Below are 23,415 nucleotides of genomic sequence, written 5' to 3'. Positions count from 1 at the left end.
CTAAACGTTACTCTTGATTCTCCTGCGCCTGACAATCCACCGGCAGTTCAATGTTAAAAAGAGCACCTTTATCTTTACCTGCGCTGATGGCCTCGATGGTACCTTCCAACCCTTGTACAAAGTTAGCGATGGAGTGCAACCCTAGGCCAGATCCCTGCTTTTTCATGGTAACACCAAAATGGAAGATCCGGGTTAAATCCTCCTCGGCGATACCACATCCATTGTCCACCACATGGATCAACATACGCACGACCCCTTTGGGCATGACAGAAATACCGATCTGATTGGGCTCATCGTTGGGTGCCGTTCGGTCGGCAATGGCTTCTCGGGCATTTTTAATCAGATTAATCATCATCTGTAAAAATTGGCTTCGTGGTAGATTAACTTGCCGTAGTAAAGGCGAGATGTTAACGGTCACCTCAATTTTATATTTTTCCAAGATATCGGCTTGAATAATCAGTGCATCCTCTATCAACTCCGATAGGTCAAACTGGGAGTACATCACATATTTAGAGGCGTTTTGGTGGATCTGAATAATCTCTGAAATATGCCGCACACCCAGGTGAATCTGCGTGGCATTTTTCTTCAGCTCATTCTCAGCCAAACTTACAATCTCATCACCAATATCGGTAAGAGCCTCACCCAAGCTACACATAAGCTTTACAGGATCTTCCCCTTTGGCCATCTTTCGATTGGCCACACCACCTACCCGTTGAAGCATGGCCGCCTGCTTTTGTAGGGCGATGCTCTGCTGTTCAATATTCTCTGCACGGTTCATGATGCTCATAATGGCATTACCAATATTGTGCAGAAGTGTCACCGCCATTTCAGCAACCCCAGACTGAAAGGCGTGGAACTGCTCCTGTTTTTCCAGCCGTTTCATTTCGGTTATGTCGATGATGGTCTCTACAATCCAGGGGATATTGTGGTTGGCATCCTCAATAGGCGCAGCATGAAAGGCCAGTGTTCGTTTGGGTTGGTCCGCAAAACGCCAGCTACGTTCCACACGGGCTGTTGTTCCCCGCTCTAAGACACGCGCCAAAGCACAGGGATGATCTTGATCACAGCACGCCTGTTCTTGGTTCCACAACACCCTATAACAGGTCTGATCGGGCATAATGCCCAATTGTTGGGCCTTATGGTTGGCCAGACGTATGGTCTTGCGTGGCATCTCAACCAGGTAGGTTGGAAAGGGCAAACCATCCAGCACAGTTTGTAGCTCCTGCCGCTGGGCATCTACCTGCTGTCCAAAAAGCTGTGCTCCGTAAAGGTCATTACGCAGGCGCTGCTCCATCTCTTGTTGCAACAGTGCCCCGGCAAAAATCTCTCCGGCTAGGCGTAACATGACGAGGTCTTCTTCCGACCACTGTTTTTCCCGCGCACAGGTGGCAAAACTTAAAAAACCCAAGATGCGCTCCCGCCAACGCATGGGTACATAGATCACAGAGAACAGGTCCGCCTGCTGGAGATGTTTTTTGAGACGTTCATAGGGTAAACCAGGCTCTAAGACACGAGGTATTTGAACGATTTTTCCTTGAGTTAGAGCTTCAACAGGCAAGCCGACCTCTTTGATAGAAAGCCCCTGCCTTTTTTCTTGTAGAGAAGCCACGCCAGGTAGACACCATTCATGGGTATTACTGTAGCTTGTTAAATCTTTGGAGAACAAAAACAGGCAGCCCCGTTCAGCATCGCTAAACTCAGCAAGTGACTGTAAGGCTGAAACGATGACTTGATCCATCTCATCCAAAGAGCACTGCACAAAACGGGATGAGAGAGAAGCCACCAACTGCTCAAGCTTGAGTCTATGCCCAATGGCTTGCTGTGCCTCATAACGGCTGGATACATCTCTAAGAATGGCTTGAATCCGTGGTTCGCCCTGAACTTCAATTACCTTGGCGGTAATATCCATGGGAATAGCATCCCCCTGGCCCCGTTTGATCCAAAGCTCAGGAATACTCAGATCACCCTTTTGCAAAAGCTCTTGAAAATAGACCCGCGCCCGGTTCAACCCTTTGGGTGTACAAAAATGTTCGTAAAACATCCCCGACAACTCATCCCATTTATAACCGAGAACATAATGAGCCTGATGATTAGACCAACGGACGATACCGTCATAATCCATAATAACAATAGGATCTGCCGCATTTTGCAGATAGAGACGGTGGCGCTCCTCACTCTCTCTAAGTGAAGCTTCAGCCCTTTCTCTACCAAGAACCTCCGCCTGTAATTGATGAATGGTATGGGTTAAATCCTTGGTTCGGGACTCTACGCGTCGCTCTAACTCCTGCTTCAGTTGCCGTATCTCTTGCTGGTCGACCTGACGTTTAATGGCAAACAACATGGCCCGGACCAAATTGTCCCCAAAGATTTGACCTTTTATGAGAAAGTCCTGCGCCCCTTCCGCCAAGGCCAACTCTGCCAACGCATGATCTGCAGAGCCTGTCATAACAATAACAGCACAGTATTGAGCCACATCTAAGAACTGGGTAATGGTCTGTTCACCGGTGCTGTCCAGCAAGTTGACATCCAACAATACAAGGTCCCAATCTCGCTGTTTTACACGCTCGATCGCACTTGTCAGCTCCTGCTCCTGGTGGAGCTTGAAGGGGGAGTATCGGGCATCAGCCAGTTCAGCCATTAACACCCTGAAGTCATCAGGACTATCCTCAACAACCAATACATGATAAAGGCGATTAATCATACTTCCCCCCCTCTATCCGCTAAACAGCCAGGAGGTGGAAAATGCAGCGTAAAGGTACTACCCTGTTCGGGCTGACTATGCACGGTAATGGTGCCGTTATGGTGGGCCATAATTTGCCTACACAAAGCCAGCCCAATACCCGACCCCTGCACCTGACCCAAGGGGTTAAGTCTTTTAAATATGGTAAAAATATCTTCCCAATACTGAGATTCAATACCCATACCATTATCTTTAAATACTAGCTGTATCCCCTGTTCATCCACCTCTCCATGAACCTGGATTATGGGCGCACGCTGCGCATGCTGATAACGCATGGCATTGTTTAATAGATTTTGAAAAAGATCCGCAAGCTGAGTTTCATCCCCTTCTATCTCAGGAAGATCATCAAAGGTGATGGTCGCTCCAGCTTCTTGAATGGCGACCGTCAGGTTATCCATCACCTCCTGCATAAGACGTTCAGTATTTAGTTTTTTAAAATCACGGCCCTGTGTGTTCACACGAGAGAGCAGCAACAAGCCTTCAATCATACGTTGCATGCGTTTGGAGGCATTTAACGTGTGTTGGACAAAGGATTCCCCTTCCGCATCCAGCCGTTCCCCATAACGGCGCTGGATAATCCGAAGGTAGTTGGAGACGGAACGCAAAGGTTCTTGCAAATCATGAGAGGCGCTGTAAGCAAACCGTTCTAAATAGCTATTGGAACGCAAAAGAGCCTGGGTCTGTGCTTGTAGGTCTTCCTGGGTTTTACGGCGTTGGCGAACCTCCAGCTTTAGAACCTGGTGAGCTTGTTCCAATTCTGTAGCCATATGGTTGAAATCCGCAGCCAACTGCCCCACTTCATCTCGGTACATCTGAGGAATACGCTGACTGTAGTCTCCCAAAGCCAACTGGTGGGTTGCACGGCGTACTTGGGCTAAGCGCTTCGTAACCATAAAGGTAATAACCAGAGCAATGGCTATGGCCACCAAAGCAGCTAACATCAATGACCACAACTGCTGCTGCTTAAATGCCCATATGGGGGAAGAGATAAAATCATCTGGCCAACCAATAATGAGAACCCATCCTCCCCCTTTAAAACGATATTTATTGCCCCCATCATTAAGCTTTACACGGCGAGCATAGGAATAGAGCGTACGTTTATGATGCTCCTGGTACCAAAAAAAACCCTGCTCTTGGGATGCCAGCTTAAATTGCTGCGCATGTGCAAAGGATTCCAATAACCGGAAAGGATGATCGGCATAAAGCAGACGACCTGATTGATCAAAAAGATAGAAGTCACCCCGGTTTGATACCGAAAGTTTGCTGACAGCATGTCGCAAAATATGCAGGGCCGGTATGAGACTACATAAGCTACCAACAGTATGGCCTTGTGGGTCTAACAACGCTGCCGTTAGCCGGATGAGATAATGCCCTGTTTTTTGATCTAAAAAGGGTTCAGAGACAAACACTCTATTCTCTGCAAGCTGTGTATGGCACTGCAAATGGGGCAACGATCGATCAATGGGATCACCAGCCCATGCGATGGGGTAGCCTTGACGATCCATAAGCATGACACTTATAAAAACAGGCTCTGCCCGAAAATGGTGATAAACCGGGATAAAAAAACGACTTAGAGAGAGAGATAAAGGCGCCAACGCCATCTGCTGCCAACAGGGTTGGCTCATGCTTGTACAACGTGCTCTCCCCTGCTCTTGGACCTCATCCTCAGGAAAAACATTGGCCTGTATTAACGCCTGCTGTACATGGGGTTGTTGACCATATCGGATCAACTCATCACTCAAATTAAAGATGCGCCGCTCCACATGGTTCAACTGTTCAACCGCAATCTCAGAGCCATGCATTCCCATAATTTGGGTGATTTTACCCTCAAAAGCCTCCAGCCCAAAAAGCGCATAGATAAGCAGCATGCCCAAAACCAGGGCAAACCCTAGGGAAATCTGCAAACCTATGCTGCGTATTTGAACCATGGCTCACCTATTGTAAAAACAGTATGGAACCTTCCTTGTGGCGAGCAGGTAAGAGGGGAATGTTGATATCCCGACTACCCGCAATGGCATGCAATGAACCAAATAAACTGGGGAAGATAAATCCTTCATTCAGACGAGCTCTTAAGTGCCCACGTGAGATGGTGGTATGTTTTAAAAGGCCCGACACCAAGCGCACAGCCTCATGACCGTTTGCGGCATAGTGGCTCATGGGACGTTGATACGCTTTTTGATACGCTAACCTAACGGGCTTTGCATACGAAAACTGGGGGTTATACATAGCGGGCAGGCTAAGCCGTACCTCATTAAAACCTCCAATCCCTGCTTGTATCGCTAAAACAGAACCTGCCCCTGTATAAATTGCCCCCTGATGCCCCCTCTTTTTAAGTTGTTGGAGAATGATCTTTACATAGGAGATAAACCCCAGCACATACAGGGGTTCATGGGGGTCTAAAACATCCAAGTAGGGGCCAAAATTCTTGGTCTTAGGGGGAAATGGATAGGCTTTATCCATCACCAAACTTTTGCTTTGCTGAGCTTGGCAAGCCTCCACCACAGATCGGCCATAAGGATCATCCAGGTAGAGGATAGAAAAACGGTGTTGATGCTCCATATGCATCGACAGACGTGCTACCCGGCACTCCTCCTGGGCATCTGTAAAAAAACGAAAGCTCCAGCGATTTTGCTGAGAAAGCGAGGGTGCTGAAGTGACCAACCCCATCAGGGGAACTTGGTAGTCTCCTGCCAAGGGGGCCAAAGCCAATGAAATTCGGCTAAAGTTGGTGAAATAGATCAGTGGGGATATCTTCTGCTCAAGCTCAACCAAGGCTTGCTTGGCCTGCTCGGTATCTGTGGCGCTATCTTTGATATGCAATGTAACGGGACGCCCCTGTATACCCCCTTTCCGGTTTAACTGGGTAACAGCAAGCTGTAAACCACTTAAGACATCCTCCCCCGTTAGTTTGCCCGAACCACTCAGGGAGAGAATGGCTGCCATATGAACGGGCACCACCGGTTTCACACCAACACGCAGGGCATACACACCAGCACTACCCAACAGCAGTAGCACAGCCACAACAGATATCCATCCTCTCTGGCCTGCAATCCCCATCATGCCCCCCTCAATGGGTTGAACAGAGGTAGAGAAATGCCTTCGTGAGAACAAGACTTTTTTTGTTTGATTATGTCATTTTAGCACATCCATCTTGCGAATAGGGGATATTCACAGCAACCAACCACTCAGGATGGGTTAACCCAGGGGCAGCTGCAAAGGCATGCGTAGGGTAAATCGGCTACCCAGCTCTAAACCGGGGCTTTCAACTTGAATGGAGCCCCCTATTGATTGCACAAAGTTGGCGGCGACATGAAGCCCCATCCCCACACCTTCCACTTTGCTGGTTGAGCCAAAGCGGAAAATCTTGTCTCGATCTTCCTCCGTAATACCACAGCCATTATCAATGATGGTCAGGGTAAAAAAGCTCTCTGACACAGGTTGGGCCTGCAAGACAATGGAACCAGCATGGGGTGTCTTAAGGTTTAAAATGGCCTCTTGGGCGTTATCCAACAGATGTAAGACTGTCTGCATTAACTGATTACGCGGCATCTGTACTTCGGTGAGAGTTGGCGTGATGTCAAATGTCACTTCAATAGCCTGTTTTTTCAACCCTTCTGCCCGTTCCAGGTAAGCATCCCTAAGCAGAGATTCCAAGTTAAACCGGCTGACCAGGGTCATTGTGCTGGCAGACTGTTGTTTTTTAATCAACTCTGCAATACGTTGCCCCCCTTGAATGATCAACGCACTATCGGCTTTCATCTGTTGATTGGCCATCTCATCAACAAACTGCCCCATCTCCTCAATAACCGGTATTAAAGCGTGTAGAATTTCTGAATCCTGCATGCCTTGTGCACGTTTTTTAGTACTGACTTGCCCAAGCTGAGCAAACTGCTTGGCCTGTTTACCCAATCTGTGACAATGGGCCTGCATCTGTTCACTTTGCTCCAAAATAGCCATGATGGCATTGCCCACATTGTGCAACATAGAGACATTCATATCTGCAATACCCGCCTTAAAATGGGCATAGCGCTCTCGTTCGCTGTTACGGGTACGTACAATCATATTCCCCACCAAATTGGCCACTGAGGTCAGAAAATCGAGTACCTTAGTCTCTTGGATCAATCCTGGCTGGGTATATAGATTAATCAAACCCAACAGCTGAGATTGGTGCAGAATAGGAATACAGACATGACCATGCTCTTCAATACCTTCATAGCTAATGGTATGATCATGGTCCAAATGGCTGCGGCACAATAAGGCACGGTTTTGTGCTGCTTTACCACATAGACACTGTCCCATTTGTACATGTTTGCATGCGGTTAGAAGATGCTCTGAAAGGTTTTGCTGCACCACCATGGTTAAGTGAGACTCCCCCTCTTTGACCAAAAAAATGCACCCTTTTTTCTCCAGAGCTAACCAGGAAAGATCCAGTAAAATATCCAACACCTCTTCTAAATAATCATCCAAACTGATCCGTTCAACCCCACGGGAAATCACCCCATGTAAAGTTGCTTGTATGTCCTTATCGTGAAGAAGTTCGGCCTCTAATTGTTTACGTTGGGTAATATCCCGAACCACCCCAACCCCGTGCCACTGATTGTTGTGGGGAACCGCACTTAGGGAGAGCTCAATGGGGAATTCATGCCCCTCTTTATGCCGTGCAGGAAGCTCCAGAGTTTTTCCCACAGCCCCACCTTGGCCCGTACGACAAAAGTGGGGGAATACCTTTTCAAACTGCTGACGATAGCGCTCTGGAGCTAATGCTTGATGCAGGTTTTGGCCTAAAACCTCTTCTGCCTTATAACCAAATATACGTTCTGCTGCTTGGTTCCAAAACAGGACAGCCCCATGATGATCCATTAATATCATGGCATCCATCGCGGCGTCAGCCACCCCACGAAAGCGCGCTTCACTCTCACTTAATTGTTGGTTAAACTGCACTTGCTCGGTGACATCCACACAGGTATAAACCCCACCTCCCCCAACATCTGCATCCAGCTTGCTCCCTTGCCAAACCTTATGTTGTATAGGACCTTTTACAGGGGTAACCTCAATCGTTTGAGCCCCGTTGTGAATAATGACCGATGCTTGAGCTGGGGATGTATCTGTGCTGGCAACAGGTGTAGCGAACTGACCAAACCACGGTTTACCGATGAGTGCACCCAAGCTACTCCCTATAAGGGCACACCCTTTTGGGTTGATGTGCTCAATGCAACCTTGCGCATCCAACACCACAACCATCACTTCAGGCAACTGTAGGATTTTCTCTTCGATCGCTAAGCCCCGAGCTTGTCGAAAAGCTGTTTTCTTACTGCTGAACGGTGAATTTTCACCTTTTAGAACAACGCCCATGAAAATGAGGAGAATGAGCACAGATAAACCGATGCTCATAGACTCTAGATCACCCAATAAGTGTTGAGTGTGCCAAAAGCTCTGGTTAACCGCTTGGTCCAATTGAAGCGTCCCAACAAGCTCACCTTTACTCAGGTAAGGCAGGTAGCTTTCAACATACCCTGGTGCTGCGCTTTGCCCAATACGCTCATTGTTAAGAACAAGCAGGGTCACCGGCTGACCAACTTTAACCGTTACAGGCATGTTCCGCAGAACACCGCCTTCTGAGTGGCTGCTGTAGCGCAAGCGACCTTGGCGGTCATACAGATGGAGACCACGTAGCCCACTTTTTTCCATATAATTAATAAGATATGGAAAAACCACAGCATTCAACTGTTCATCACGGCCCATCGTCAGCTGTTTTTTTGCCAACCAAGACAACAGCGGATCAGCCAGAACAATCGCCTGTTTTTCAACACCTTTTATGTGTAGATGATGTTGCTGTGGAATGAGAAAAAAAAGTAGGTAGAGGGGCAAAACAAGGGTGACACCAAGGATGATAATCCATGGCCATGGTGGCAGAAAAAACCAAGAGAACCTACGTGCTCTATCAGCCATAAGGAACGCCTTTCCTTAATCATACCTGGATGAAAAAAGGCGAAAAATATGCATACTTGAACAAGCAAATAATGGAGTTGATCATTATCTTTCTGCTGCACAATGCTTCTTTATACTAACACATAGTCTAAAAAACTGAGTAAAAAACCCCCTTCAAACCATGCATAAGTCAGATTAAATCACAGCGGCAACCGATTGACCTTAATCAAGTTTTCCACATGTAATCACTTCCGTTCCTACTGCAACAGCATCGGACACCCCCGTATATCCGCATGGTGACGGGCCAAAACCAGATCTAAACAGAGAGACAACAACACGCTTAAAGGCGCAAAAGTCCAACTGGACGCTGTGGTAGATCAACCTTGTTCAGGACACAAAGAGGGGTTGTTGCCATGATGCATCGGGGTAAAAGGTTTTTTCCTGTGCGTTTATCTGTCACGAACCCACATGTGGTCACCCAACAATGTCTTATGAAGTTCTACAACCAGCGAGGCATGGCTGAGTCATGAATCAAAAAAGAGCAAGAAAGCTCTTTGGGAAATAAGGCTTTCCGGCCATGCTTGAAGAGCTGGCCGAGGTGTAACCCCAACCCTACACTTGGCCGCAGCTTCAACCAATGTTGTAGCGGTTGCCCCGGCCTAAAGGGGTCAAGCATGGGCTGCTGACAGTCCTGCATGAGGAACTGCTCGTCTTTTTTTCACCCCCATCACCACTACGGCTATGCCGTTACCACCCAGGGAACGATCAACGAAAGATAGTTTCTTCTTTTCAGCACCTGATCCCACCCCGTTATCCCCAATCACTTCCTGCATATTGCTCAGGGCTATCACAGATCACATTGGCACAGGTGTGTGATGGATTTTCAGACCAAATCCCAGCCGACCTTCACTGTATCAACCGGCTCTGATCAGGTGATCACGTCAGAGGGACAACCCCTTGCCGACCACACACAGCGCAAACCCCTGTACCTTTTTGTATTCCTAAGACCCCCTACACACATCAAGCAGCTTTTTTATCGAGGCCCCAGCATTTTTCTCAGTTCATCCATCTGAGGAAGGATACGCCCTAGGCCATGGTCCAGTGACAAATGCAGGTCTGCTATGGCTTGATGGCGTGCCTCTTCACCCTGAGCTTGGGTGAGTCTCACCATACCACGGTAAAACAGCCCCACGGGTTCATGCCCATTCTCTTCAAGAATTTTATGGATCAGCACTTCCGCCTGTGGCAACGAACCTTGTTCCAGCCGCCAAGCTAAATAGGGGGCCAGCAAATCTGTTCGGCCCGGTGCCAAGGTATGATAATCCACAGCCCAGCGATGCCACTGTTGCGCATTAACCTGAATATCCAGCCCTTGACTGCAAGCGGTTAACCCTTGGTTGGTCAATTGATTATAGAAGCTTAACCCCACATGATAGTCCGATGCGACCACATGGGCCTGTGACTGCACACCCTCTAGAATACGTGTGGCTAACTGGGTACACCACACCCGCGTCCGCGGCTCTCCCTGCTGAAGATGCAACAGCCAACCCTGCATCACCATATTACGCACCTTATTGTGGCCTCGGGGATCTGACGGTAACTGGGTAAGATCCAGCATACCGGTTTGACCTGGTAACTGTTTACCGACCTTAAGACCAAAGGGAATCAGTGTTACCACTGTTAACAGAGCACCAACCAGAACCACCCCAGCCATACCAACCATAAAAGGCTTTAGCATAGGCAGCGTTTTACCCCCCAGCTTATCCGGGTACACCACAGCCACCAGTGCCATCACCCACAAAGGGTGAAAGATTGGTAGCTGCCACCAAAACCCTAAATAGCACACCGTGCCAAGTATGAGCAGCCCCCCCACCCATACCCTCTGTTGTGGTAACTTAGCCAACCAATAACCTTGCACAGCCAGCATGGTCAGCAGACCAAAACCACCGACCGTAAGCAGTTGCTCTAAAACCAGGTTATGGGTATGAAACATGTCTCTCCACAAAAAATCCCACTGAGGATCAAGCAAAGAGCGTTGCGCATCTAAAAGATGTGCATAGAGCAGCTCCTGAACATGTCCGGCCCCAGATCCCCATAAGAGCTGTGTGGTAGAGACATCAGCTAAGGCATGTTGTGCCATGTGTGCTAAGGCAATGCGTCCATCCAAGCTGGCCACCCCGGTATCCGGGGTTAAGTGAGTGAGTAGTGCGACAGGGAACAGCACGGCAACGGCCAACAGGAACCAACGTGGCCAGTTCCCTAAGCGGTAAAACCTCAAGACCATAGCGGGGGATCGATTTCCCAGCCACAACAGGGTTATTCCCATGAACCAGCCAACCTGGGCCAAACGGTTATCACTGATGGCCAATACAGCCACAGCCACCAACCAAACCCACCAACGCCGATATTGGTATGCAGAGCCTTCATGATGCCGCAACAGGGAAAAAGGCAGAAAAAGCCCCAAAGAGGCATAGAGATCATGGGTCTGCATCAACCCCTGAGGAAACCAACCCAGTGTTTTTTTAAGGACGATCAAGCCCAACAAAAGCCCACCAATCGCCGTTAACCCAAGGGTCATACGGCGCCACCAGGTGGCATGTTCTGCGAGCAGCCAGAACAGCCCAGCCACCACAGCCATTTCCAGCATGAACAAGGGCCCCTCTCCACTCTGAGCGGTTCCCACCCAGGCCAGTAGCGGAAATGAGGCCCAAGGGATCGACACGACCCCGCTTAGGCCAAGCAGAACAAAGCCCAGTGACACTGGGTTGAGCATCACCCTGGATCGTTCATAGCGCAGCAGCCATAAAGCGGCCAACACCAATACACTATGAAGCCAAAATAGACTCAGTTCGGATGAGGGCCACAAACCAAAGGGGATATCTTGCACCGCCCATAGAGGGGCCAAAAACAGCATCACCAATAGAACGAAAGGCACTGACCTTGTTGCAGAAAAAGCCCAAGTAGACATATTACGTTCCCTTATGGTCGGTTCCCCTGCCATTGACGCCAAATATGTTGTGCCATCTCTGGCCAGACACTCATCCAACAGCAGGCATGATCCTGCCCTGGAATAATATGAAGGTGCCTATCCGCTTTCAACTGAGCTTGATGTAGAAAAGCACGTGCCACGTGGGGGGTAATGACCTTATCCTCTTCACCTACAACGTGAACCTGCGGCTGTGTACGCAAGGACACTGCAACATCTAAGGGGTCTAAAGAGCCCTTTAGGGGGGCAAGTCCTTGGCGCTGGGTCCACACGTTATGGGCCAAATTACCCGCCACCGTTACCCAGCCTGATAGATCATCACGCCGGGTAGCGATAAGGGCGGCTAAAGCCCCTCCGCCAGAAAACCCCACCAAATAGAGCTGCTCTGGCTGATAACGTGCTACCAGCTGATCCACAACCTGATTAAGAGCTTGCACCATCTCTTCAGCATATCGCGCCCGATCCCAAAACCTGGGCTGACATAAGGGACCGTTGGCCACCCGAAGATAGTGACATGGACGGGCCAGATGAACCGCCAAACCCAAGGATGCTGGATGTGCTGTGGCCAAAGCCAAGGCCACAGGATTTTTAGGGGTAGGATCCATACTGGTATGTCGGCCATCACTGCTGACAAAGCCATCCCCTTCAATATAGAGCGTCAACACCTTAACCGGATGCAGCTTCACCCTGGCTGGCGTATGAATACGCATCAAAAAAGGATCTGTTTTAATCGTTTCTGCCACAAACCCAGATGAGGTAAGCAGATCTTGCGTTGCTTGCAGACGCATGTTCATACCCAGCCCCTGACAGCCTGAGAGCGCCCCCAAAAGCAAGAGCCCGATCACCCCTTTAAGTCGACTCATAACGGCTTACGCCCCCCCCTATAAAAAAAGGTGCAGATACCATGGGTATCTGCACCTTGTACTTCCTTATTCCGCAAGTATTTATACCTTGCGAAAAAGACCTCTTACCACTGCCAGCGCAGCTGACCAGAGATATCAAAGATCGAGACATCCGAGTCGGTGATGCTGGCAGCATTAGCCTCCAGGCTCAGACTCAGGTGATCATTCACAGCAATACTGTTACCCAGACCTAAGCCCAAGCTTCCTTTGTCACTGGCGTAGTACTGACCACTCGCCAACAGCGTACTTTCGGGCGCTTTCACAAAATAGTTACCGGTCAGATTAAGGAAAGGTGTGTGTTTACCGTAGGTGCGGGAAACATGAACACCCACATCTGCCCAGGATACTGTTTGAGTATCTTTGGCAACCGCGGTGGCATCACTTTCCGTAAAGGCATCGTTGCGGGTGTGCACATAGGTCATGCCCAATGAAGGCCGTACCACAATTTCATTTTTAACCACAAAATTTTTGCTACCGCCTGCTTGCATCATGAAGCGGGTAGAATCATAACTGCCAGTAACGGCCCCACGCTTGGTATCGTTGCTCAATCGGGAGATACCAGCCAAGCCCACCAAATCTACACGATTAGGCAGGGTGTAACGGACGTAAGGCATGAAGCTCACACCAGAAGCCTCAAAGGTACCCGTATTAAAGGTGGTATCCAGATCGGTATTTTCACCCATCAATGCCGCACCGATCACAAGGTTGGCATTCATCTTTTTATCCACACCAATCAGGCCTGTCACGGTGTTACCATCGTAGGCCATACCTGAGACGTCTGAGTCAACATTGGTGTTACCCACTTTGGCCCAAACACCAACACCTGCCATGCGATCGCCACTGGCACCGGCGGTGGTGCTCAACCCTGATCCAATCAGACCTCGTACACTGCTCATAGCCTTGGTTGCGACACTCACACTTACAGGGCTAGAGACCGTTGTAATTGCTGCCTGAGTATTTGTTGCAACATCCTGTGCCATTGCAGGTGCCGCGAGTAACATAATCAATGCAGAAGTTATGGCAGAAAAGATATGCGGTCGTCCTGATGAGATCGACACAGACTTGAAATTAAGATTTAGCATGATCACAGACCTTGAAAGTTGTTCATTCGGCGTTCTTTGTAAAAGCTCTTATATGCACCCATCGGCATAGGATGATAAAAACATGAAATTTTTACACCAACTTTTTCACTTTACCAGTGCTTTTTTTAAAAAAAACCACCAGCAGGTAAAATCACCTGATTCATTTCATGTTTTTTCGTATTACACCCTTACATGGAAATGTAAAGTAATGCCTAGAGAACTGGTAACTTATGTACTAAATCCGGCATAAAGTCAACCAGAACCCCACAGAACCACCAGTCTCTCAAATAATATCACTTAGGATTGAAAAATAGGTCATTTACCCGATCTTTTCGCCATGCTAGCTTGAAGATCATTTTAGCGATATTATGCCACACTGACATTCAAGATCGCATAGCATAGCGCCTGTTATGTAAGGTATCTCATCCGTTTAAGAAAGAGACTTTTTGTTAGCAGATGCTGCTTCCATAATCCGCAAGATCTCTTTTTTTCAGAAACTATGCGGCTTATTTATTCATACTAAAAGACTCACCGATACTTGCTAAACTCGAATAAGATTTACTGCGCTGTCTACTTTATGGATTGCTGGATTTAGGATGTTTTCATGCCTTTGATCACCGACTCTGACAACACCCCAGCCGCTCAGGCCATAAGCGTGGTCATTGTCAACCACAATGGCGGGTCCTACCTGACACGGGCGGTACAGAGCGTTGTAGAAGAGGTCGCCTCCGTTATCGTTGTCGATAACCATTCGACAGATGAGAGTTTGTCTGAACTGGAACAGACCGTCACAGCCTCTACACTGATGGTTTTACGCCAGACAAAAAACCTGGGGTTTGGCCAAGGGTGTAACTTAGGCTTCGCCAAGACCAACAGCCCATACGTTCTTTTTCTTAATCCAGATTGTATCATGCAACCTGGCGCACTGACTGCGCTACACCACACCCTTAGTCAGCATTCACAGGCTGGGGTGGTTGGCCCATTGATCGTTCACCCCAATGGTCAAGAACAGGTTGGAGCACGGCGGGATTTACCCACCCCTTTACAGTTTCTCAGCCTTGGCTTGGGGCTGGCACGATTTTTCCCAAACAGACCTCAACTGCGTAATTACAACCATGCAGGTCGCCCTCTACCTGGGCAAGCTGAACCGGTTCAGGCGCTATCTGGCGCCTGTTTTTTAATCCGCCGCTCTGCCTTTGAGGCCGTTCATGGCTTTGATGAGGCGTTCTTTTTTAATTTTGAAGATCTGGATCTCTGCTTACGTCTGGGGAACGCAGGAATAAGCATCCTCTTTGAGCCTTCAGCGCAGGTTGTTCATGTACGGGGGGTGTGCCGCCGTACCCGGCCTTTTTTAACCACCTACCATACCTATCGTTCCTGTATCGGCTATTTTAACCGTCATTTCCCCCACCCCTCTCAATGGGGTTGGCGTCTTATGCTTGTGGGGTTATTACTCATGCATAGCTTGCTGTTTCTACCCAAACCGCTCTATATGAAACTGCGTTATGGGTGGCGCGGCAATGCGGTTTTGTCGGAGAAGTCCATGCCTATTTCATCTGACAGGCAACCCTAATGGGTCTGTTCATGGGCAAGATAGGTAGACATAAAGAGCCCCTTTCTACCCCAGCATCCTCTGACCACGCCGTTGAAGTCCGGTTGGAACATGCTTCAATCGCCATACCCTCGGCAGCCAATGCGACCACGTTAAAACAGGCACTGTTGCAGCGTAATGCCCCCCAGCAGACCCTCACGATTTTGGATGATGTAAACCTACAGTGTCAGGCTGGAGAACATATTGGTATTATTGGCCATAATGGTAGTGGAAAATCTTCCCTGCTGCGGGCTATTGCTGGTATTTACCCCTTAACCAGTGGCACTCTGACCTGTCATGGCACCATAAGCGCTAACTTGGAAAAAGGTAGCGGTTTAGATATGGAACTCAACCTGCGCCAGAACATTGAACTGGGGCTTGCGGTCTCCAACCGTCTACACCACCATAGCGCCCAACAGGAAGCTTGGATTTTACACTACGCTGAGTTAACTGAATTTGCGGATCAACCCCTGAAGATACTCTCTACCGGCATGCGCACACGCCTTGCCTTTGCCCTATCCATGGTCGGAGAGGCTGATATTCTGTTACTGGATGAGGTGTTCGCTACCGGTGATGCCCGCTATATAGAAAAAAGCTTAACGGCCATGCATGACCGCATACAAGACAGTGCCTTAATGTTCCTGGTTAGTCATCAGATGGATCGTATTCGTGAGACCTGTAACCGGGTTTTGCTGATGGATCACGGACGACTTATTGCCGACGGCCCCTGTGAAGAGGTGATCAAAGCGTATGTGCAGCGCAACCAAGCCGGAAGATAACGAACAAGCCCCCGGCAGCAAGATGCAAATGGTGCACAACGCCTGGGTCATTGGCCGACTGCATCTTCACCGTCGCTACTGCCACTCCTTTTTGGGGGCCGCCTGGTCGTGGATGCACCCGGTTGTCTATCTGCTTATTCTGTGGGTAGTCTTTAGCCATCTTATGCCCCACTTTGACAACTACTTTGTCTATCTGGCAGCCGGGTTACTGCCTTGGACTTTTTTCCGCCAAGGACTAACAGTTAGCTCCACAGTACTCATTCAGCACCGCACCATCTTTTATGCCAACCCCATCTCCTTTGAGGTACATGTGTTCGGCACCTTGACGGCGGAGCTGCTCCATTTTTTTTCTGCCTTTCTCATACTGCTCCTGTTTATGGTGATTATGGGGGGGAGTGTCGGTTGGCACCTGTTAGGTATTCCACTTTTTTTACTTAATCTTATTCTCTTTACCTATGCGTGCGGGTTGATCGTGGCTTTTTTGACCCCGATCTACCGGGATATCAACCATCTTCTCCAGCTTTTTTTCACCTTTGGCTTTTGGCTCATGCCCATTGTCTATCACTGGAGCAGCCTCTCGGCACCTTATCAGTGGTTGGTGAAATATAATCCGCTAACACTGGTGATCAGCCCCTTTCAAATTCTTTTACACGGTGGTCAGTGGCCCACCACCAAGATGATGCTAATCTCTTTTGGGACCGTCGCGGCAACGGTTTGGTTGGCTTGGCATTTGGCCACCCGCACCCAACTGCGACAGCGCATCATTTACCATTTATAGGCATGCCACCATGACGCAACGGATATGCATCGTCACCCCAGACACCATTGGCCCAGTTGCCAACGGTGGCATTGGTACCCACTGTTATTATTTGGCCCGTTTTTTGGCCCTTCAGCCAGAGATCGATGTCACCCTGCTGTTTACAGGCCCCTGCACAAACCCACCGGCTTGGAAACCACTTTATGACGCCATTGGGGTAACCCTGGCCCTGCTTCCCCCTGCCCCAAGCCACCTGGATGATCAGCCTGACTACCTGCAACAGAGCTATTTAACCCTGGCTTATTTGCAGCAAAACCATTTTGATCTCATCCATTTTCAGGAGTTTCGAGGGGCAGGCTTTCACACCCTTCAAGCCAGACGTACCCAAGGCCTGTTTGAAACCACTCAGCTTGTGGTCACCATGCACTCCAATCAGGAGTGGATCCATCAAGGCGGCGGCCAATGGCGGCACGATGCGCCCTACCATCACGCGCAGTTATGCTGGATCGAACGTTACTGCTGCCAGCACGCCGATGCACTGATCAGCCCCAGCGCTTATATGTTCCGCTGGACCCAAGAGCAGCACTGGATACTGGCTGAACCCCAGCAGGTTCTACCACTGCTGATGGACCGTAATACCCTCACCCCTATGCCGACCCAGATCCAGACCGACCATCTTATCTTTTTTGGCCGTCTGGAGAGCCGTAAGGGGCTGGATCTGTTCTGTGAGGCACTCCTGGCCTTACATCAAGAGAAGCCGGAGCTCATACAGAAAGTCACCTTTTTAGGTAAACTGGGACGGGTTGGTACACTGGATGCCCGCGACTATCTGAACATGACCCTTGCCCAGACATCCCTACGCTGGCAGATGGTTACGAACTTGGATAGCGCAGCGGCCTTGCAGTGGTTACAACACCATAGAGGTGTGGTGGTCATACCATCCATGATGGATAACTACCCGTATACGGTTCTGGAATGCCTGACCTTGGGCATTCCTTTTATTGCCAGCCATGTTGGTGGCGTTGAAGAAATGGCCGATTCTCGCCTGCTGTTTCCACCCCATGTCGAAGGGTTAAAGGCCAAAATTCTGCAGCTACACATACTACCCTGGGCACAGCTCAACCACCCCCACGACCATCAACAGGCAGAAGCGCGCTGGCGGCTCTATCATCACCCGGTAATAAAGCCTAAGATCTCATCTGCGGTTTGTGTAGAGGAACCCGAAACGCTCTCTATTTGTGTGCCCCACTACAACCAACCCGATTACCTGCCTCAACTGCTGGCTTCCATCGATCAATTGGAAGGTGTGAACCCTCAGGTCATTGTAGTGGATGATGGCAGTGACGATCCACGTGCAGATGCTGTTTTTACACAGATGGCGGAGACCTATCCATGGACCTTCATACGTGCCCCACACCGAGGACCTGAACAGACCCGCAACCATGCTGCACAGTTAGCGACCGGCACCTATTTAATCTTTATGGATGCCGATAATATTGCGATGCCCCATATGGCCCGCACCATGGTCGATGCCATACGCCATAGTGGTTTGGATCTCCTTACCTGCCACCTCTGGTGCTTTGAAGGTGCCATGCCACCTGAGGGTAGTGAAGCGTGCCAACAACAGCGCATACCGGTGGGCGCGGCCCCTGAGCTCGCACTGTTTAGCAACAGCTTTGGGGATACCAACTTTATCTGCCGACGGGCTGTTTTTCAGGCTGTGGGGGGGTTTCCTCAGTTCCACGGTACAGGCTGGGAGGATTTGGATATTCTGTTGCGCCTACACATGGCCGGTTATACGGTGGATGTGCTGCCCCAACCCTTGTTCTGGTACCGTGTTCACGATCAAAGCTTTTCAGCCCGTAGTGATCTGTTCCGCAACCAGCAACGCATCGTGCAAGCCTTTGCGCAAAATGGCCCCGACTATCTGCGCCCCTTAATGAATAATCTGTTGTTACCGGCCTACTACAACACCCCAAACATTCAGAATGTGCGTATCGGCCATCAGGTGCTCACAACCCTGAACCGCATTCTCCCCTTGGGCTCACGCCGCCGCCAAACTGTCATGTGGTTGGTCCGACAGCAACGTCAGGTCATAGACCTCCTGCGCCGTATCTTTACCCGGAGCCATTAAATGCCTTCTCAAGCCCCCTCTCCCAAGCTGTCCGTCATTGTTCTCATCTATAAGATGGAACGGGAGCTACCCCGCACCCTATACACCCTGACACCCGCGTATCAGCAGGGTATGCAGGCTGAAGAGTATGAGGTTCTGGTCATTGATAACGGCTCCCCTGTACGGCGGGACCCAGCGGAAGTCACCCAATTTGGTTCCAACTTCTCCTACCACTACATAGAGGATGCTTTACCCTCCCCAGCCGAATCCATCAACTGGGCTATTGAGCAGGCACAGGGCCCATACATCACCCTCTGCTATGATGGCGCGCGCATGCTCTCTCCAGGGCTCCTGCACAAAAGCCTGCAAGCCTGCCAAGGTCATGCACAGCCTGTTGTCGCCACGCTGGCATGGCACCTGGGCCCTGATACTCAGTTCCGTTCCATGGCCTATGGCTACAACAAAAAAATGGAAGATGAACTACTGGCACGTATCGACTGGCGTCAGGATGGCTACCGCCTATTTGATATCTCCAGCTTAGACCGTTCCAATGAAAATGGCTGGATGGGCCCTTTGGCTGAGAGCTCCATCATGACCATGCATCGGAGCACTTTTCTTGCTTTTGGTGGAGCCAACCCAGGTTTTGCCATGCCTAGCGGCGGCCTGCTTAATCTGGATCTCTACAAAGAGGCCATTGAACTGCCCAACAGCACCCACATTATCCTGTTAGGGGAAGGCTCCTTTCATCAACTCCACGGGGCTGTCTTCAACAATGCCACCGAGGCAGAGATTGTCGAAAAAACCGCACGGGCTGAACGGGAGTATGAACAGGTCAGAGGGACCCCCTATCAGCTGCCCAAGCATGATCCTAACTATGTGGGCAATATACCGCCTGAGCTGCATCGGTTTATGGAGCCAACTCGGCTGGATCTACAGCAGCTTCACGCTACGGTCCATGCTTGCGATACCCGCTACCGGGAAACGTTGGAAAAACTGCAACAAGGCCTCAACCAGGGGCGGCGTCGTTTTAAGGGTCTGGCCCCCCTACTCGGCATGGATATTTGGAACCGTAAGTGGGTAGGGAAACGACTGGAAGAACATCATCATGCTCAGGTGGAGAATAGCCGCATCATGCTCCAGACACTGATCGAACCCGCCACGGTTGCCAAAAAACGCCTACGCCCCATTCAATTTCCGTTCTATGAAGAGGAACAACAGGTAGCCGAGACCCAAGCGATCCTGGATCCCCGGTTTATTGAAGCCGCCAAACGCCCACTCTTCTTGGTGGGTAGTGCCCGATCTGGCACCTCCTACACCGCACAGCGGTTACATACCCTGGATTCATTGGTGCATGTCCCCTTTGAATTGAAGGATATTTGGTCGACGGTTGGCAAGGTCCCCATGGGCTCCCAGCGCACACGGGATATAACCTGTCCATGCATGGAGGCTGAAGACCAGTGGCCAGGACAAGCCGAGGCACTGCACGCAGCCTTTGCACAACGTATGGCCCAGCATGCTGAAGACATCCGGCCAGAAGGCCCCCTGACTTTTCTGAACAAATCCCCTCACCTGTGCAACAAGTTGGGATTGGTAGACGCCCTATTTCCCAATGCCCGTTATATCTGGATTTCCCGCCCCCTACCCCAAGTTGTCGCCAGCCTGGTGGCCCTGTTTGAAGAGCTCCATCCCAAGGAGGATATGCACCATATTTGGCCCCCTGCCCCCTCAACAGGCAAACCCCGCTGCTACGAGGTCATGTTTGGTGGTCACAACACCCAACACATGCCAGCAGACCGCATTTTTCCAGGGGGAAACCCCCGACACTTGGCCGAGTATTGGTTGGAATCGAACGAAGCTGTCAATCGCTTTTTTGCCACTTTACCGGAGGATCGCCGCTGTGTTATCCGCCATGAGCAGATGTTGTCTGACCCGGACACCCTATGGCAAAAGCTGGTAACCTTTGTGGGGGGAGACACCCAAGCCCCTAATATGTTGGCCAGAGACTTAGATAACCGCAACGCTCTGTGGAAAAACCGACTGAAGGCGCATGAAATCGTAGATCTTGAACAGTTTGCTCAACAACATTGGGCACGCATACGCGCTGTTTGGCCCCATTTAGGGGATGACTGGCGGGAGCTATTCCATGCCTAGCCAAGCCGGTTTAAGCCGCAGACAGCTGTTGCAAATGGGGAGTCTAACCCTGCTCATGGGCCCCGACATTGCCCATTCCGCCCCCCCCAACTACCCCGCCGTACCGTGTGGTGCTTTTCTCTATACAACCGTGCAAGGGGAGAGTTTGGTCCTGGATATCGCCCAATCTCACCTCACCCGGTACGATACCAAAGGGAACAAACGCTGGCAGGTCGGCAAAGCTGGCACACGACCCGGCCAACTCACCCGACCCTGTAGCGTGGCCAGCTTAGCCAACGGATATACCGTGGTTTTGGATGCAGGCAACCAACGGTTGCAGGCCTGGAACCAAGCCGGCCACCCCATCCAACCATGGCTGGACACGCCCCCTTTAAGGCAACCTGTAGGGGCATTAGTCACCGATGGTGATAAACTGGCGCACTGTGACCGGGGGGATGGAAGTGTAAGGGTCTGGTCGGATAAAGGGAGAATCCTCGCTACACTAAAACAGCATGGACCCACAGCGCTAAAAGCACCGAGCAGCTTAACCTTGGACCCTAACCAAACACTCTGGGTGCTGGACCCAACCCAACGTCACCTGTTGGGCTTTAACGGTCCTCTTTGGCAGCAAGGTGTTGATGCACTAAAGCTACCGGATATCATTGAGGCTCCCCTTCAAATCGCTTATAGCCATCAAGCCCTCTATGTCGTCGATGGAGCCTCCCGCACGCTGTACCGCCACCAACTGGATCAATGGCAAAAAGTAGATCTACCGGCAGGCTTGCCTGTTCACCTTCATGCGACATCAGAAGGTCACCTACTGGTACAAACCGTGCCCTGGATCTAAGTGAGACCACCATGTTTCTTGATGCCCATACCCTACCAAACAACCATACGCTGGAAACAGATCTTTGTATCATTGGTGCCGGAGCGGCAGGCATGGCCATTGCCCGCCAGTTTCTGCATGGCAGAACCCGTGTCTGTCTGGTAGAGAGCGGTGGTCTCTCGTTCCAAAACCAGAGCGATGCTCTTAAAGAGGTGGATTATGACGGCCCCTATAATTTGGGGTTAAAGAGTATGCAGCGCTATTTTGGAGGATCCACCAACTGCTGGGGGGGCAACTGTTCACCCATGGACCCGTGGGATTTTCAACCTCATCCCAGTGGTGCCCATGCAGGATGGCCCATTGCCTACACCGCTTTAAGCCACTATTTTGATGCTGTTGCGCAGCTATGCCAGCTACCTAAAGGCTCTTTTGAGGTCCCCCGCTGGCAAAAGGAGGATGTTCAGTTCATCAACCAAAATCAACCTCTGATGAGCTCCGACATCCAGCTTAAACTGTTTGAGCGTCGGCATAAGCCTTTGCGCTTTGGCCGGGCCTACCGCAACGCCTTTAAAGAGGAAACCTCCCCGGTTACCGTGCTGCTCAACGCGACCGTGATGAAGCTTGAACATAACGGCGATGGTGCCCACGTTCAGACGGCATCCTTACGCACCCACAGCCATCGATCATTGGCGATACGCGCCAAACGCTATATCCTCTGTGCAGGTTTAGAAAATCCACGGCTATTACAGCTCTCTCCTGGACTGGGCAACGACAATGTTGGCCGCTATTTCATGGGCCATATTCATCAGCTCTCCGGGCTTTTTTTAGAAGCCCCCCCTTACCGAAATTGGCTGATGCATATGCTGCCAATTGTCTCTGTACGCCGGGGTAAAACCATCCACCGTTTTGTGGGGTTTCAACTGCACCCTAAGGTACAGAAACAACAGGCCTTGCTTAACTGGCTGGCCTGGTTCTCTCCTTTACAGATGATCGAGCAGAGCCCTGAACTGGCTGCACTAAAAGAGATCGCCGCCCGCTACTTTCAACACGGACAGCAAAGCCACCTGCTCAAGGGGCTAGCGCGACAGGTTAGCCTAAAGCAAAGCTGCAACACTTTTTTACCCAACTTCTATCAGTTGCGTAACTGGGCGGAACAAGCGCCACAACGGGAAAACCGGGTCACACTTAGTGAGAAAAAAGATGCCCTGGGTAGACCCCGTTCAAAATTGCAATTCCAGATTGGTCCATTGGAAAGAGAGACGTTACACCAAGGTCAGAAAAAACTAGCTCAGGCACTGGCACATCAAGGGTATGGGCAACTCATTTCAACCCTTCCCCCCCCTTCAGAACCGTGGCATAGCGAATATCTACGCACCAGCCATTTTATGGGGACCACCCGTATGAGCCAATCACCACACGATGGTGTGGTCGACCCTAACTGCAAACTGTTTGGTTGTGACAATCTATATATTGCCGGTGGATCTGTACTACCCACCAGCGGTGCTTCCATGGTCACGATTAATCTTTTGGCGCTTGCATTACGCTTGGCAGATCACATAAAAGAACAGGAACATTAAATGT

Annotated in this window: 14 protein-coding genes; 7 read left to right on the top strand and 7 right to left on the bottom strand. The window is 50.2% G+C overall.

The genetic code is table 11. The features are described 5' to 3' along the window. Nucleotides 1–7 precede the first annotated feature (7 nt). From V5T57_RS08250 to V5T57_RS08220, 7 genes are all read right to left on the bottom strand, one after another. Nucleotides 8–2,701, bottom strand: coding sequence for a PAS domain S-box protein (locus V5T57_RS08250; RefSeq protein WP_332890716.1), 2,694 nt, complete (start codon nucleotides 2,699–2,701; stop codon nucleotides 8–10). Next, the gene (locus tag V5T57_RS08245; RefSeq protein WP_332890715.1) at nucleotides 2,698–4,668 is read right to left on the bottom strand and encodes an ATP-binding protein; all 1,971 of its coding nucleotides are present in this window, start codon (nucleotides 4,666–4,668) and stop codon (nucleotides 2,698–2,700) included. Before V5T57_RS08245 ends, V5T57_RS08250 begins: the two co-directional genes overlap by 4 nt. 7 nt (nucleotides 4,669–4,675) lie before the next feature. After that, a complete protein-coding gene (locus V5T57_RS08240) occupies nucleotides 4,676–5,761 on the bottom strand; it encodes an ABC transporter substrate-binding protein (protein WP_332890714.1) in 1,086 nt (361 codons plus the stop codon). Between the two features lie 174 nt (nucleotides 5,762–5,935). After that, nucleotides 5,936–8,689: a PAS domain S-box protein gene (locus V5T57_RS08235; RefSeq protein WP_332890713.1), complete on the bottom strand. Its 2,754-nt coding sequence runs from the start codon at nucleotides 8,687–8,689 to the stop codon at nucleotides 5,936–5,938. Nucleotides 8,690–9,701: 1,012 nt separating this feature from the next. Then, on the bottom strand, nucleotides 9,702–11,636 hold the full coding sequence (locus V5T57_RS08230) for an O-antigen ligase family protein (protein WP_332890712.1): 1,935 nt from the start codon (nucleotides 11,634–11,636) through the stop codon (nucleotides 9,702–9,704). A gap of 11 nt (nucleotides 11,637–11,647) precedes the next feature. Then, complete coding sequence (locus tag V5T57_RS08225; protein ID WP_332890711.1) at nucleotides 11,648–12,517, bottom strand: alpha/beta hydrolase; 870 nt, start codon at nucleotides 12,515–12,517, stop codon at nucleotides 11,648–11,650. Nucleotides 12,518–12,621: 104 nt separating this feature from the next. Further along, a complete protein-coding gene (locus V5T57_RS08220) occupies nucleotides 12,622–13,536 on the bottom strand; it encodes an autotransporter outer membrane beta-barrel domain-containing protein (RefSeq protein ID WP_332890710.1) in 915 nt (304 codons plus the stop codon). A 706-nt stretch (nucleotides 13,537–14,242) separates the two neighbouring features. Here V5T57_RS08220 and V5T57_RS08215 point away from each other — a divergent pair. From V5T57_RS08215 to V5T57_RS08185, 7 genes are read left to right on the top strand one after another with little or no spacing between them, the layout of a single operon-like run. After that, complete coding sequence (locus V5T57_RS08215) at nucleotides 14,243–15,211, top strand: glycosyltransferase family 2 protein (protein WP_332890709.1); 969 nt, start codon at nucleotides 14,243–14,245, stop codon at nucleotides 15,209–15,211. An 11-nt stretch (nucleotides 15,212–15,222) separates the two neighbouring features. Continuing rightward, nucleotides 15,223–16,008: an ABC transporter ATP-binding protein gene (locus V5T57_RS08210; protein ID WP_332890708.1), complete on the top strand. Its 786-nt coding sequence runs from the start codon at nucleotides 15,223–15,225 to the stop codon at nucleotides 16,006–16,008. Beyond that, nucleotides 15,980–16,786, top strand: coding sequence for an ABC transporter permease (locus V5T57_RS08205; RefSeq protein ID WP_332890707.1), 807 nt, complete (start codon nucleotides 15,980–15,982; stop codon nucleotides 16,784–16,786). Before V5T57_RS08210 ends, V5T57_RS08205 begins: the two co-directional genes overlap by 29 nt. 10 nt (nucleotides 16,787–16,796) lie before the next feature. Continuing rightward, nucleotides 16,797–18,899: a glycosyltransferase gene (locus V5T57_RS08200; protein WP_332890706.1), complete on the top strand. Its 2,103-nt coding sequence runs from the start codon at nucleotides 16,797–16,799 to the stop codon at nucleotides 18,897–18,899. After that, nucleotides 18,900–21,029, top strand: a complete 2,130-nt coding sequence (locus V5T57_RS08195) for a sulfotransferase (RefSeq protein WP_332890705.1) — start codon at nucleotides 18,900–18,902, stop codon at nucleotides 21,027–21,029. Further along, a complete protein-coding gene (locus V5T57_RS08190) occupies nucleotides 21,022–21,855 on the top strand; it encodes an NHL repeat-containing protein (RefSeq protein ID WP_332890704.1) in 834 nt (277 codons plus the stop codon). The genes V5T57_RS08195 and V5T57_RS08190 overlap by 8 nt, the downstream gene beginning before the upstream one ends. Before the next feature lie 11 nt (nucleotides 21,856–21,866). Beyond that, nucleotides 21,867–23,411, top strand: coding sequence for an FAD-dependent oxidoreductase (locus V5T57_RS08185; RefSeq protein ID WP_332890703.1), 1,545 nt, complete (start codon nucleotides 21,867–21,869; stop codon nucleotides 23,409–23,411). Nucleotides 23,412–23,415: the final 4 nt, after the last annotated feature.

The sequence above is a fragment of the Magnetococcus sp. PR-3 genome (assembly GCF_036689865.1).
Classification (GTDB): Bacteria; Pseudomonadota; Magnetococcia; order Magnetococcales; family Magnetococcaceae; genus Magnetococcus.
Note: the sequence above shows the minus strand (reverse complement) of the source record. Positions and strands in the feature narration are given on the sequence as shown.